Source organism: Dietzia sp. 179-F 9C3 NHS (assembly GCF_045369825.1).
Taxonomy (GTDB): Bacteria; Actinomycetota; Actinomycetes; order Mycobacteriales; family Mycobacteriaceae; genus Dietzia.
In genome coordinates, this window is record NZ_JBIQES010000003.1 from 240,409 (window position 1) to 254,511 (window position 14,103).

11 protein-coding genes and 1 pseudogene are annotated in these 14,103 nt (G+C 68.8%); 5 read left to right on the forward strand and 7 right to left on the reverse strand.

Annotated features, from left to right (window positions below):
- Nucleotide 1: 1 nt before the first annotated feature.
- Complete coding sequence (locus ACH0BZ_RS05730) at nt 2-634, reverse strand: TetR/AcrR family transcriptional regulator (RefSeq protein ID WP_406897014.1); 633 nt, start codon at nt 632-634, stop codon at nt 2-4.
- 200 nt (nt 635-834) lie between these two features.
- Here ACH0BZ_RS05730 and ACH0BZ_RS05735 point away from each other — a divergent pair, with 200 nt between their 5' ends.
- Nucleotides 835-2,319, forward strand: coding sequence for a recombinase family protein (locus tag ACH0BZ_RS05735; RefSeq protein WP_406897015.1), 1,485 nt, complete (start codon nt 835-837; stop codon nt 2,317-2,319).
- Nucleotides 2,320-2,683: 364 nt separating this feature from the next.
- Here ACH0BZ_RS05735 and ACH0BZ_RS05740 read toward each other — a convergent pair whose 3' ends face one another.
- Both ACH0BZ_RS05740 and ACH0BZ_RS05745 read right to left on the reverse strand, forming a co-directional pair.
- A complete protein-coding gene (locus tag ACH0BZ_RS05740) occupies nt 2,684-3,547 on the reverse strand; it encodes an exopolyphosphatase (RefSeq protein ID WP_406897016.1) in 864 nt (287 codons plus the stop codon).
- A 148-nt stretch (nt 3,548-3,695) separates the two neighbouring features.
- Nucleotides 3,696-3,899, reverse strand: a complete 204-nt coding sequence (locus ACH0BZ_RS05745; RefSeq protein WP_406897017.1) for a hypothetical protein — start codon at nt 3,897-3,899, stop codon at nt 3,696-3,698.
- A gap of 114 nt (nt 3,900-4,013) precedes the next feature.
- On the opposite strand from ACH0BZ_RS05745, the gene mobF reads away from it, so the two are divergent.
- Nucleotides 4,014-7,496 (forward strand): MobF family relaxase, encoded by a 3,483-nt coding sequence (gene mobF, locus ACH0BZ_RS05750; protein ID WP_406897018.1) that lies wholly within the window; start codon nt 4,014-4,016, stop codon nt 7,494-7,496.
- A gap of 174 nt (nt 7,497-7,670) precedes the next feature.
- Here mobF and ACH0BZ_RS05755 read toward each other — a convergent pair whose 3' ends face one another.
- From ACH0BZ_RS05755 to ACH0BZ_RS05770, 4 genes are all read right to left on the reverse strand, one after another.
- On the reverse strand, nt 7,671-8,063 hold the full coding sequence (locus ACH0BZ_RS05755; RefSeq protein WP_374929942.1) for a hypothetical protein: 393 nt from the start codon (nt 8,061-8,063) through the stop codon (nt 7,671-7,673).
- Nucleotides 8,060-8,488, reverse strand: coding sequence for an SRPBCC domain-containing protein (locus tag ACH0BZ_RS05760; RefSeq protein WP_374929943.1), 429 nt, complete (start codon nt 8,486-8,488; stop codon nt 8,060-8,062). The genes ACH0BZ_RS05755 and ACH0BZ_RS05760 overlap by 4 nt, the downstream gene beginning before the upstream one ends.
- Complete coding sequence (locus ACH0BZ_RS05765) at nt 8,485-8,823, reverse strand: ArsR/SmtB family transcription factor (protein WP_406897019.1); 339 nt, start codon at nt 8,821-8,823, stop codon at nt 8,485-8,487. The genes ACH0BZ_RS05760 and ACH0BZ_RS05765 overlap by 4 nt, the downstream gene beginning before the upstream one ends.
- 177 nt (nt 8,824-9,000) lie before the next feature.
- Nucleotides 9,001-9,918, reverse strand: a complete 918-nt coding sequence (locus tag ACH0BZ_RS05770) for a LysR family transcriptional regulator (RefSeq protein ID WP_406897020.1) — start codon at nt 9,916-9,918, stop codon at nt 9,001-9,003.
- Nucleotides 9,919-10,019: 101 nt separating this feature from the next.
- Here ACH0BZ_RS05770 and ACH0BZ_RS05775 point away from each other — a divergent pair, with 101 nt between their 5' ends.
- The 3 genes and pseudogenes from ACH0BZ_RS05775 to ACH0BZ_RS05785 form a co-directional block, all read left to right on the forward strand.
- Entirely contained in the window at nt 10,020-11,087 is a 1,068-nt protein-coding gene (locus tag ACH0BZ_RS05775) for a YeiH family protein (RefSeq protein WP_406897021.1), read from the forward strand.
- 35 nt (nt 11,088-11,122) lie between these two features.
- Nucleotides 11,123-11,344, forward strand: a complete 222-nt coding sequence (locus ACH0BZ_RS05780) for a DUF2613 domain-containing protein (RefSeq protein ID WP_406897022.1) — start codon at nt 11,123-11,125, stop codon at nt 11,342-11,344.
- 22 nt (nt 11,345-11,366) lie between these two features.
- Nucleotides 11,367-13,580 (forward strand): annotated as a pseudogene (locus ACH0BZ_RS05785) (alpha-(1->3)-arabinofuranosyltransferase family protein); the annotation flags it as partial.
- Nucleotides 13,581-14,103 lie beyond the last annotated feature (523 nt).

A 14,103-nucleotide genomic window follows, 5' to 3' on the forward strand; every position in this document is an offset into this window, starting at 1 on the left:
GTTACTCCTCCGGAGGGGTGGCGGACGGGTGGGTGGGAGTCGTGGCGCGGTGCCCGGAGAGGCCCCGCCAGGCGAGGTCGACGACGACGGCGGCGGCCTCGGGCCGGGGCGTCGACCGGAGTGCCACCCGGTCGGCCACGGCCTCGCCGGCCCCGACGAGCGCGGTGGCCACCACTTCGAGCAGGCCGCGGTCGCGCCGCTCCCGCGAGTTCTGTTCGAGCAGGTCGGTGGTGAGGTCGACGAGCACCGACCGGGTCTTGTCGACCTCGGCGCGGAAGCGGGGCTCGGCGGCGGCCTGGCGGTACACGACGTTCCACGAGTCGGTGTGCTCGTCCACGTACTCGAGGAACGCCTCGACCAACCCCTCGAGGCTGCGGCGCGCGCCCTCGCCGCCGGTGGCGACCGAGGTGAGGTGGTCGATGAGCCTGCCGGACTCGCGGGTGACGCACGCGGCGAACAGCTCTTCCTTGGAGCCGTAGTAGAGGTAGAGCATCGGCTTGGAGATCGCCGCGTCCCGCGCGATGGCGTCCATCGAGGCCGAGTGGTAGCCGAGGTCGGCGAACACGCGGATCGCCGAGTCGAGCATCTGTTGCTCGCGGATCGCGCGGGGGATGCGCTTGGTGCCGGTGGCCACGGTCCTCCCTCCGGCGGGTGTGGGTGGCGGTGATGTGCCACACTAACTTACCGGCCGGTAAGGAAGGGCGGGAAGAGTTCGGCTCCCTTGATTGAAGTCCTCTGGATGCTGCTGGGCCGCGCTGCAGGTCGGGCGGGGCCTCGTCTTGTCGACGTGTCGGGTTTGACCGGCGTACCTACCAGGCAACGAGGGAGGTCGTCATGGACAGCACGGAAGACAACAACAGCACGGAGCAGGTGCTGGTGTACCTGCGTATCTCTGAAGATCGTACCGGCGCGGAGGCCGGGGTCGAGCGGCAGCGCCAGGACTGCCTAGAGATGTGTGCCCGCCTGGGGATCACCGATCCGGCGATCTTCATGGACAACGACATCTCCGCCTACTCGGGCAAGAAGCGCCCCGGCTACCTCGACCTGCTGGAGCGGGTGAAGCTCGGGCCGTCAAGGATCGTGGCGTGGCATGTGGATCGCCTCTACCGCCGCCCCCGCGAACTGGAAGACCTCATCGACCTCGTGGAGACACACCCGATTCGTATTGAGACGGTCAAGGGCGGCGCGTTTGATCTGAACACCCACGAGGGCAGGCTGATGGCGCGTCAGCTCGTCGCGATCGCCTCCTACGAGTCCGGGCACAAGGCCGACCGCATCAGACGGGCGAACCAGCAGAAAGCCGAGCGCGGCGACTGGCACGGCAGCGCGAAGTACGGGTACGGCATCGGCGGCGTCCTAATCCCCGAAGAAGCGGCCGTGATCCGGGAGATGGCCGACCGGTTCCTCGCCGGGCAGTCGGTGCGGCAGATCACGAGGTGGCTCAACCGCGACGACGGCCCCGAACCACCCAGCAAGGGCAAGAGCCGGTTGAACGTGTGGCACGAGAGCACCGTTGGCTCGATCCTCTGCTCAGCCAGGATTTCCGGGCAACGCGCCTACGAGCCCGCATCGAAGACGACAGCGACGTGGGAACGCCGCGACCGGGCGATCCTCGGGCCGGGGAACTGGGAAGCGATCATCACCCCCGAGGAGACGATGCGTATCCGGGCGGTGTTCAACCATCCCGACCGGCGGGTGGGCCGATCCTCCAAGAGCCTGCTGGCCGGGCTGATCACCTGCGCCAAGTGCGGCGACACCCTCGTCTCCTCGGGGCTGCACCGAGGCGAGACCTCGATCGGGAAACGACGCTTCTACCGCTGCCTCCCGCTCCCCGGTCGCCCGGAGCGTGGCGGGCTCGCCGTGTCCGCCCACGGCATCGAAACCCTCGTGGGCGAGGCGATGATCACCCGCCTAGCCGCGACCACTCTGCCGACCGCCGCGCCGGGTGAAGATGCGGGAGTGTCGGCGGCGATGGAGCAGATCACCGCCGCACGACAGCGTATGGAGGACATGGCCCGCGACTACGGCGCAGGGCTGCTCTCCCGCACCGAGCTCCACGCCGCGAAGACCGCTGCCGCCGCGACGATCAGCAACGCCGAACTCGTCCTGGGGCGTAACGCGAAGTCGTCCGCGTTGAAAGGCATCCCGATCGGTAACGAGCAAGCACTACGAGCGGCATGGGAGACCGAGTGGTCGATCCCGCAGAAGCGAGCGATCATCGCTGCCCTGGTCGACACCCTCGTAGTCAAGCCCGCAGAACCCGGCAAGACCGGGGCGAGGTTCCGGCCCGAGCGCGTGGACCTCACTTTCAAAGCCTGACGCGCCACCGACGCACGAGCGTCGCTGTCCCAAAGAATGACGGCGGCGCTCGTGTGCTCGGGTCAGTTCTCAGGGCGGGTCAGGACGCGGAGCTTGGCCAGCACCACCGGGTCGCTCACCCCGACCGGCACCCCGGAATGCTCGCACGCCTCCCTCGTCCATGCGCCCACGTCGAAGCCCGGCGGCAGACCACTGCGTGCCTGGCCCCGCCGCTCACGAGCCGCTGGGGTTACCGACGTTCTGGGTGCGCTGGGTGCTGCTGTGTTCGCCTTCATACCCGACAGGTACGCACCCGATACCACAACATGTAGTAGCCGCATCCACCAAGTGGCACTACATGTAGTTTCTCTTTTGGGTTCACCGTTCAGGTGTCGGTTCGGGGCTTGGCGGCCCAGATCGCAGCCAACAGGCCACTGTCGCACCGCAGCGAATCGAGAGGTTCCCCGTCGAGGAGGCGCAGGAGAACCCCGTCGCCGGTCGGGGTGCCCGCGTGCTTGCGGTCAGGATGACCCAGGACGATTCGCAGCAGCGCCGCCCATGACCTCGGCGGTATCCCCAGCAGTGCCGAGATAGCGCGGTCGCGGCGTAGCACCTCCACCGCGTTCGGCCGGGAAGTCAGATCACCGGCCCGGTAAACGACATGCTCGATGCAGTCGGTCACGAGCATGGCATCCCAGCCCGCCGAAGCAAACAGCCCGACGATCTCCGACGAGACGGCAGCGACCCGAGCACGGCCGCCGGAGTCTTCCTCATCGTCGGTCGCGGAGTTCACGGCGAACGCGGGATCATAGTCAGCCAGGTTCTCTCGGTCAGCGAACCGGATGGCGTCGTGGAACCCGACGATCCTAGCCGTGTGGCGCACCTGGCCCGGCGAGACCAGCATCCCTGCCGCCCGCACCTCGACGCCACAAGTGATCTTCATAGCGCGAGTGACCACCGCCCACGGGTTATCGGCGTTCCTGGTCGAGGGGGCGAGCATGACCTCGAACGCTGCCGAGGCGATCTCCCACTCATCCAGCCCGTACTTCCGGGCCAGGCGTCGATACCTCTCCGCGGTGTATCGCATGAGTTCCGCTGCTTCGCGGTCACTGCGCCAGGCCCCAGGCCCGGCCTCGTGCAAGCGGATCAGCAGGGCACGCAAGCCCTCCGGCGTCTCGAACCCGTGGCGCGGCGAGCCATCCGGGGCTGCGGCATCGTCGCCTGCTGTGGGTGGAGTGTGTTCGGTCACGGTGGCACCTCCCGTGAAGGAGGTGCGCCACCAGCACCCACACCAAGACGCGCACCAGAACGCCCCTACATCCGCCGCCTATTGGCAGGTGCTCCGCCTATCCCGCGCTCGGATCACGCCTGGCGACCACGACGCGGCGGATCGTCACTCACGGCTGTGGTGCGCCCTCGCGCTGAGGCTCTGTGCGAGTCGGGATCGCGGGGGCCGCGACCAGCCATGCCGCCACGAGAGCGATAGCACCAACAATGGGGATCGCTGATGCTCCGAGGTGGTCGAGGGTGAGTCCGCCGATGGCTCCGGCGACGGCGGTGCCGAGGTAGAGGCCGGAGATGTTGAGTGAGACGGCGGTCATTGCCGCTGAAGCCCTGACCTCCTGACACCGCGCAGTCATCACCTGACCCGCTCAAACTTGATGCACGGATGCCACGGCGGGGCCGTGGTGCGCACCTCTCTCATGAGACGACGCATGAGAGAGGTGGTGGCAGGCGTGAAAGGCGGTGTGATCCCGTTCCACGGCAACGGTGCTGCCGCTCGCCGGTACGTCGAGGCCGACCGATCCGGCACGGATGAGTACTACCTCGGCGCAGACAACGCCATCGCCGAGTACGTCGCGCTCGACGGCAAGGGCGAGGTCACCGCCGTCCGGTCGCTGTCACCGGATGAGTACGAGGGCTGGGTGGACTGGACAGACCCCGTCACGGGCGAGTCGATGGGTACCCCGCGCAAGCCCGCTGAGGGCACTAAGGGGTCGCCGTTGTTCTGTGAGATGACGATCAACAGCCCCAAGAGCCTGTCGGTCGCCGCCGCCCTCCACCCCGAAGTCTCCGACGCCCTCGACCACGCGCAGCAGGATGCGCTGGGCGAGATTCGCCGGTGGCTGGGTCAGCACTCCGTGACAAGGGTCGGCCCGAGGGATGCACGAGAGGTCGTGCCTATCGAGCAGATGCAGGTGGTCGGCATCGGCCATAAGACTTCGCGTGCTGGTGATCCGCACCGGCATATCCACATGCAGATTGGCACCCGCATCTTTGCCGCCGGGAAGTGGCGGGCACTCGATACTGCCGCGTTGTTCAAGCAGCAGGGCGCGATCCGGGCGATGGGCGCGGCGGTGATCGCCGCACACCCGCAGCTCGCGGCCACGCTCGCGGAGCACGGCTTGACTCTCGACCCTGTATCAGGCGAGGTCGCGGAGTTGGAGCCGTTCAATGCGGTGATGTCGAAGCGCTCAGCGCAGATCAATCGGAACCTTGACCGGCTCGAAGCCGAATGGGAGGCCACGCATCCCGGCGAGGAGCCCGGCCCGGTGATAACCGCGCGGATGCAGGGCATCGCGTGGGCGCACCAGCGGCCCGGCAAGAAGCCTGCCGATCTCAAGAACGAGCAGTGGTGGCAGCAAGAACTCGCAGACGCCGGATACGACCCCGAGAACCTTGGCCGTCGCGCCGCGCAACCACTGATTGCACTCGATGAGTTGCCGGTGCAGGAGGTCGCCTCTCGTGCGCTGGATCGTTGCACCGCCGCATCCTCAGCGTGGACACCGCACACCGTGCAGGAGCAGGTGACGAGGATCGTCACCGAGGCGGGCGTGCAGGCGACACCGGACGAGTTGCGGGAGTTCATCAACACGGCGTCCGAGGTTGCGGTCTCGGATTGCTTCTCGATCCTGCCCCCAGGCTCGGCGACGCCCGAGCATGTCGCGCACCTGACCAGACTCGGCGTGGTCGCCGCCGAGACCGCGCTACGCGACCAACTCACTGCCAGCACCCCCGAGCAGGAGCCGCAGCACCCCGAGGTCACCGAGGCGGCACAAGCCGCCGGACTCGACGCCGGGCAGACGACAGCGGCGGCAGCAGTCGCCTCGACCGATCCGCTCGTGATCGTCGAGGGAGCAGCAGGTAGCGGGAAGACCACCATGCTCCGCACCGCTATCGAGGTCGCCGCCGAGCACGGCAGAAGTACGCGGGTGGTCGCGCCGACGAAGCGGGCGGCGCAGGTCGCGCACGACGAACTCGGCGTACCCGCCACCTCGGTTGCGGCACTGGTGTACGCGCACGGGTGGCGGTGGAACGACGATGGCGTATGGACTCGCCTGAACCCCGGCGACTCCGACCCCGAGACCGGGCACACGTTCACAGGCCCGCCGCGAGAAACCGTGTTGCAGCGGGGTGAGCGGGTGATCGTGGATGAGGCCGGGATGCTCGACCAAGACACCGCCCACGCGCTGCTGACCGTGACCGCTGAGGCTGGTGCGACGGTCGCGCTCGTCGGTGACCGCGCCCAACTCCCGGCCGTGGGCAGGGGCGGGGTGCTCGATATGGCCGCCCAGATCAGAGGCCGCACCTACGACATGAGCGAACTGCACCGCTTCACCGATCCCGAGTTCGCAGCCCTCACGTTGGTGATGCGTGACCGTGAGAACCCCGGCGCGGTGTTCGACCGGCTCGCCGCCATGCACCTCGTCACCCTGCACGCTGATGATGAGCAGGCCCGTGAGCACATCACTGAGAGCGCCCGCGATGGCGAGGCGATCACGGTGGCGACCAACGACGAGGCCACCGCCCTGAATGAGCGCATCCGCGCCGGGAGAGTCGAGGCGGGCGAGGTCAACGACGCGATCACGGCGACCGGCAGCGACGGGCTGAGCATCGGAGCCGGTGACCTCATCCAAACCCGCCGCAACGACAACGATCTCGGAGTCGCCAACCGACAGCAATGGCTCGTCCAGCACGTCAACGCCGAGGACAGCAGTGTCTATGCACGCGAGATCGGCAGCGGGCGCAAGAACCCCCGCACCGTCGCCTTGCCTGCTGAGTATGTGGGTGAGCACGCGCACCTGTCCTACGCCGCGACCGCCTACGGCGTCCAAGGCGCAACCGTGGACGGCTCGCACACCACGCTCAGCGAAGCAACGAGCGCGGCAGGCGTCTACGTCGGCATGACCCGAGGCCGCGGGACCAACCGGCTGCACGTCGTCGCCGAGGACATGGCGGATGCGCGGGCGCAATTCATCGAGGCGATGAAGCGAGACCCGGCAGACCGTGGCCTCGACCACGCCACTCGGCACGCCGCCGAAGCGGTGCGCGGATTCGTCGCAGACGGCCCGGTACGACTGGTCACCGAAGAACTCGCCCGCCTCGACCACGAGACCGAGCGTGCAGAACGGGCGGCGGAGCGGTGGGAGCAGACCGCCGCGAGGTTCGACGCCCAACGCGCCACCCACCAGGCTGAGGACGAGGACAGCGCCGCTGTGCTCCGACGAGCCGAGGACGCCGCCGAGCAGGTCCGTGCCGAGGTCGCCGGGCCGCTGACGGTGCAGGCCGAGACTGATGGTGCCGCCTACCTCGATGCCGTCGCAAACGAGGCCGCCGCCAGCGGTCGCCTCGCCACCGTAGGCAGGTTCGGCAGACGCAAGGCCCGTACCGAGCAGCAGGCCGCGACCGAACGCACCCAGACGTTGCGCGGGCAGGTCAGCCAGGAGTGGGGCACCACACCGGCAAACCCTGATCGTCTCCCCGACTGGGCGGGCAGAGTCGCCGCGAACCGCGCCGAGAGTGACCCCCGCGTGACCGAGGCCGCCCAGACCCTCGAAGCCGCCACCGCCGACCGCGACACGATGCGGAAGCGACACCAGCAAGAGCGCACAGCGTTGCTCGTCAACGAGTACGGGACCGAGCACGCCCAGGCCGCCCGATACGGGATGCGCCGCACCACCAACCCCCGCCGTCAAGCGCACGACGCCAAGAACCGGGCCGCGCTCCTACGGTCAGAGGCCGAAGAACTCCGCGCCCTCCCCGTCAACGACGCCGCCCATCTGATCGAAGCGAAACAGGCCGAGCGGGAGAACCAGAACCGGCGGACAGCAGAACGAGCGCGGCAACTCCATGACCCGTTCGAGCATGACCCCCACCGCAGAGACCCGAGTCGCGAGGGGACGACACGACGCCTCTAGATCGCAAAAGGCACCCCGTGCGGTCGTGAAAGTAGCTGTAACTCTGATCTGCGGTTTTCAGCGGTTCTGAGCCTAACGCGCCAAAGATACGACTTGCTGACGCTCGGGCACCCCGGTATCCGCGGCTGCTGCTTCCGAACGGAGCATTATCAGCTGCATGTCGCCTGTGCAAATTCAGATGGGGGCAGCTTCTCCGTCCTTTAAGGGCCGGACACGAAGTGCTGACAGGGTTTCACTGTAGGCAACCTGGGAGACCGCTTTCCACCCGTATTCTGCGAGTTGTATCCACAGTGTGTCGCGGTTCATATCGGTCTGGTTGCCTTTCGCGTAGACGATCCATACGGCGCGAGTCGTAGCGAGGGCACTTACGTGCTCTGCCAGCACGGTATCGACTTCCTGCCTATCGGCTGCGAAGATCACCGCGACGTCAGCATCATCGATACCCGAACGCTCGACACCGGCCTCACCGTGAAGCATCTCTGCTGCGGCTGCGTCATCCGGCCAAACCCAGAGATGACTACTGGTTTTGAGCTGCAATTTCCGAGCTAGCGGTGACAGGTCGTTCACTGTTCTCTCCCTACGTGTTCGAGTGTTCTCACGACAGCGCCAAGGAGCGGCGCAAGTTTGCGCCAGCCTCCCCGCAGGAAGAATCGCGCGAACTCTGCACGCGGGCCCTGGAACCCGTCCTGGAGGAACTCGAAGCGACACGAGTTCGGGCCAAGCTCGGTGACCGTGAAGGTCACGGTCGTGTCGATGGGGCCGCCCCGCCACGACCAGACCATCCTGTGTGGTGGGTCGATTGCCAGTACTTCTAGATGTACTGTGCCGTCGAACATCGGTGCCGGATCGGTCGTCATTGTGAATCGATGCCCGACTTCAGCTCGGAAGTCGTTCGGCATCAACCAGGTGGATAGCAGTTCTCTCTCGGTGAGCGCGCGCCACAGCGTGGTCGCGGGAACGTCGAAGTCGGCGGTTCGGTAGATGCTGCTCACAGGTCTTTCTCCTTGTCCATCGCCTCAAGTGTTCGGCCGAGTCGCTCGAACCGCCCGTCCCAGAACACCTCGAGAGCGGCGATCCACTCCGTGATGTCCTGCAAGGGGGCGGTGTCGAGGCGATACAGGCGCTTTTTCCCGCGTTTGGTGCAGGTGACCAACCCCACCGAGCGCAACTGCGCCAGGTGTTGGGAGACTGTGGGCTGCGAGACCCCGACCGCATCGACCAGTTCGGACACCACCCTGCCCTCTCCGGCGAGTGCGTTCATGATCGCTCGACGTCGAGGATGTCCGATCGCACTGAACACATCGAGAACTGCGGGGGGCCTAGTCATACTCCCATCATAGATAGGCAATTACCGATATGTCTATCCTAGGAATGAGATGCCCTCACACAGCAGGGATCGGTGCCAGCAACTACATAGCATTGGGAACCCCTCTCAGCCGGTGGTGGCTGAGGTTCGTACTGGCGTCAAACTCGACATGTGGTATTGAGGGCGACACAGCGGAGGTCACAGCGCCTGATCCGGTTGAGGAGTCCTCTCGACGGCGATCTTGAGTAGTTCGCCCGCCGGTCCTGGGGGACGCCTTGGCCCGGTCCAGACAGCGCGCAGTAGGCGCCGCAGGTCCAGGTTCTCGACCGCGACCTCCCGCAGGTCGCCCGATCGGAGCTGATCTGAGACCGCGAGTGTGCTCAGCACCGCGGGCCCAACACCTTCGAGAGCGCTCGTCCGTACGGCTGCAGAACTTCCTAATTCGAGAAGCGGGTGGACGGTACCGATGCCGCTCAGTGCGGTCTCCAGGGTTGTCCGGGTCCCCGAACCGGGCTCCCGTACCAAGAGTGGTGTCGCCGCCAACTCGTCGGCCGTGATCGGAGTCCGCCGGCGCGTCCACGTGTGGCCGGGCGCCACCACGACGACCAGGCGGTCCGAGGCCACGACGGCCTCCCGGAGTTTTCGCGGGATCGTCGGAGATTCGACGAAGCCTATGTCGCACTCGCCGCCTAGGACCTTCTCGGCCACCTTGGCGGAGTTCTGGACGTCCAGGTGGACGCCAGTCTCAGTCCGCTCGCATCGGAGTTCCCCGAGCCATGCTGGTAAGAGGTGTTCCGCCACCGTCATGCTGGCCGACACCGACAATCGGGTGGCCGACTCAGCTCGCAGACCGTTGACGGCGCGGGTGAGTTGCAACGAGTTTTCCAGGACAGTGCGGGCCCAGTGGACGACGACCGTGCCCTCGGGAGTCAGAGTCGACCCCGTCGGCCGGCGGACGAGCAGAGAAAAGCCGAAGTGCTTCTCGAGGTTCCGTATCGCCCTGCTCGCGTTGGGTTGCGCGATGCCCGCTCGTCGACTCGCCAACCCGAGACTGCCCAGGTCGTCCACCCCGACGAGGAGTTCTAGAGCTCCGAGATCTGGCCACTCCCCTGGCATGCCCTGATGGTAGGTGCTGGCGCAGAGGCATATCAATGAGATATGTAGGGGTGTCTAAACCGGCCCTAGCCGGGGGTGAACGGATCGGCGAGGCTCGGGGTATGCCACAGAACACAGCGCCCGTCACGACCGGGAAGTCCTCCGCGGCGCGCGGGTGGTTCCGGGCCGCTCGCGAGTTGGTTCCGGGCCTCGGGGTCGTTCTCGTCGTCACCATTGCGGCGATGGTTGCGGCGGCCCCGTTTGGTTCGCTGAGCCCACTCATGCTGGCGATCATCACAGGTGCGATCCTCACCAATCTGGTGCGATTGCCGGACAGTCTGAGCCCGGGGATCGCCTTTTCTGCCACGAAGCTTCTGCGCGTCGGCATCGCAATGCTCGGACTTCAACTCCTGCTTGGCGACATTCTCGGACTCGGCTGGCAGATTTTGGCCGCCGTTGTCCTGATCGTCGCCGGCGGTGTCGCCGGAACTATGGCGATCGGGGCAATGCTGGGGCTTGGCTGGACTCAGCGCCTGCTGATTGCCTGTGGCTTTTCGATATGTGGAGCGGCGGCGGTGGCGGCCGTGGACGGTGTCACCGACGCTGACGAGGAGGAAGTGTTCACCGCAGTGGCCCTCGTCGTGATTTTCGGAACCCTCATGATCCCCCTGGTCCCCGCGTTGTCCGCCGCCTTCGGCCTGTCCGAGGCCGACGCGGGGGTCTGGGCCGGAGGTGCAATTCACGAAGTTGCCCAGGTAGTCGCGGCCGGAGGCGCGCTCGGTGAAACCGCGCTCGGTATCGCGGTCATGGTGAAGCTTGCCCGTGTGCTCATGCTCGCCCCGCTGATCATTGGCATCGGGCTATATCTCCGGCGTCAAGGGGGCGGCGGCCGTAATCGGTCCCGCCCGCCCCTGGTGCCGTTCTTCGTACTGGCGTTCCTCGCGTGCGTCACGCTCCGGTCGACCGGGATGGTTCCGGACACGGCGATCGCTGTCGGCGCGCAGATCCAGGTTTCCCTACTCACGGCGGCTATGTTCGCCCTCGGGACGGGTGTGCGGGTCGCAACACTTCAACAGGTGGGGCCGCGACCGTTTCTCCTAGCGACCGCATCCACCGTGCTCGTTGCCGGGTTGGCAATCGTGGGGGTGCTGGTCTCCGACATCGAGATTGCGACGTCGCCGTCAAGCTGACGGCGAATCAGGGGTGGTAGTCTGCTCCAGACGGCGTGCCCGGCGGCACGTCCACCCAGTCCATGTTCCTGAACTGCAGGGAGAACCCGATGGCCTTCGGTACCGGAGCCCTCGCCAGCGCGGTCGGCGGCATCGTCCTCGGCGGCATCGTCGCCTTTGGTGCGAACACCGCGATGGCCGAGAACTCCATCCCCGAGGTGGAGCAGCCGCCCGCCGACCAGGCCCTCCTGGGTCAGGTCGAGTACGGCGCCCGCTAACTCTCCCCCCTTTCCGCCCGAGGTGGTCCGCGGGATCGGTCGTGGCGGTGGTGCACGCGACGCGGTCGTCGCGTTTCTCGCCTTTTTCCTGCTCTCCTGCCTGCAGGCGCCGGGCCTGGTCGTCCCGGACACCAAGTACGACCTCGTCGCCGACCCGCTGCGGTTCCTCGCGCAGGCCACCCACCTGTGGACGGGCCTGTCGTTCTCCGGCCAGGTCCAGAACCAGGCCTACGGATACCTCTTCCCGCAGGGGCCCTTCTTCGCGCTCTTCGACCTCGCCGGCCTGCCCGACTGGCTGACCCAGCGCCTGTGGTGGGCCGTGCTGCTCACCGTGGCCTACGTGGGCACGGTCCGCGTCGCGGCGGCTCTGCGGATCGGCACGCGCGGCACCCGTGCGGTGGCGGGCGTCGCGTACGCGCTCGCGCCCCGCATGCTCGGCGACCTGGGCTCGATCTCGTCGGAGATCTGGCCGGTCGCGCTGGCTCCGTGGGTGTTGCTCCCGGTGGTCCGTGTCCTGCAGGGCCGGATGTCGCCGCGCCGCGGCGGTGCGGGGGCGGCGCTCGCCCTGGCGCTCATGGGGGCGGTCAACGCGGTGGCCACGGCCGCGGCGTGTCTGCCCGCGATCCTGTGGTGGGCGATGCACCGGCCGAGCCGCACCTGGGCGCGGCTGGCCGCCTGGTGGGTGCCGCTCTCGCTGGCGGTGTGCGCGTGGTGGGCGGTGCCGCTGGTCCTGCTCGGTCGGGTGTCGCCCCCGTTCCTCGACCACATCGAGTCGGCGTCGGTCACCACCCGGTGGTCCTCGGTCACGGAGGTGCTGCGCGGCGCCGCCACGTGGGTGCCGTTCGTCTCGGTGGACCGGGTCGCCGGCGCGGCCCTGTCCAGCGAGCCGGCGTTCGTGCTGGCGACCGGTGTCCTCGCCGCGGCCGGGGTGGTGGGCCTGCTGCGGGCGGGGATGCCCGCGCGGGGCAGGCTGCTCGTGATCGCCGCCGTGGGCCTGGTCGCCATGGCGGCGCCGTGGGTCGGGCCGGCCGGCGGCAGCTGGGCGGAGGGGCTACGCGCCCTGCTCGACGGCCCGGCGGCGGCCCTGCGCAACGTCCACAAGTTCGAGCCGCTGCTGCGCCTGCCGCTCGTGCTGGGGCTGGCGCACCTGCTCGCCGTTGTGTGCCGGAACGGCACCCGGACCGGCGGCGCCCCGACGGTGGGCCGGGCCGGCGGCGCGCCCGGTGCCGGCGCGCGCGGACTCGCGGCACTCGCCCACCCCGAGCGCGACCGGTCGGTGGCGGTGGCGATGGTCGTGGTGCTGGCCGGCGCCGTCGCGGTGGCACCGGCGTGGCAGGGCCGCCTGGCACCAGTGGGCGGGCACGAGGCGATGCCCGACCACTGGCACGAGGCGGCCGACTGGCTCTCGGAGAATGCCCCGATATCCGTCGCCGCCCCCGACCCCGACGCCGACGACCACGATCCCGCCGCCACGACGCGCGCCCTCGTCGTCCCCGGATCGTCCTTCGGCCGCCAACTCTGGGGGGTGACGCGGGACGAGCCGCTGCAGCCCCTGGCCACGACGCCGTGGGCGGTCCGGGACTCGGTGCCGCTCCAGCCCGCCCCGGCCATCCGGGCGCTCGACGCGGTACAGCGGCGCCTGGCCGACGGCCGGCCGGCGCCCGGGCTCGCGGCCACCCTCGCCTCGCTCGGCGTGGGCTACCTCGTGGTCCGCAACGACCTCGCCCCGGACTCCGGGGCACCGCGGCCGGTGCTCGTGCACCAGACGCTCGACTCCTCGCCCGGGCTCGTGCGGGTGGCGACCTTCGGCGAGCCGAGCGGCCTGGACGAGGGAGCCGACGAGGCCGGCGTGGGGGCGACCGACGGCGAGGCCGTCGTGGTGGAGGACGGGGGCCTGCGCCCCGACTACCCGGCGGTCGAGATCTACCGGGTGGACTCGCGCCTCGGCGCCGACGTGGGCGAGACGGGCCCGCCGGTGTCGGCGACCGCCCCGTACACGGTGGAGTTGCGGGACATGCCCGTGGTGGCCGGGGGCCCGGAGGCGCTCTCCCGGCTCGACGACCTGCTGGCCGTCCACGACACGGTGGGCTCGTCCTCACGGGTGACCCGCCTACTCGCCGCCGACGCCGCGGCGGCCGACGTGAGCCCGGCCGACGACCCGTTCCCGCGGCCCCGACCGGTCGCGCCGACCGGGCCGGTGCTCACCGACACCCCGGGCGACCGGGAGACCGACTTCGGCCGCGTCGACCACAACTCCTCGGCCCTGCGCGCTCCCGACGACCCGCGCCGCAGCCGCGGGACGGTGCCCGACTACGCGGCCACCGTGGGCGACGTGGCCGACCCGGACACCGCCGACGTGGACCGTGCCCGGGTCCGCTGGTGGGGGGCGCAGCTGCGGGCCTCGTCGTCGGCGTCGGACTCCAGCCAGACCGGCCCCGTCCTGCCGGGCCGGTCCACCGCGGCCGCGATCGACGGCGACCCGGCCACGGCGTGGCGCTCGGGCGGGTACGGGTCGGCCTTCGGGGAGTGGCTGGAGATCGAGCTGCCCGAGCCGGCCGACCGCGCGATGCTCCGCCTGACCGTGCCCGAGCCGTCGTCGGGGCCGGCGCTCACCGCGCTGCGCATCCAGACGGACACCGGCACCACCACGGCCCACCCGTCGCCGGGCAACGAGCTGACCGTGGCGCTGCCGCCCGGACCCACCTCCACGGTCCGGATCACCGCCACCGGGTTCGCCGACGGCGGCCGCGGCACGGTGT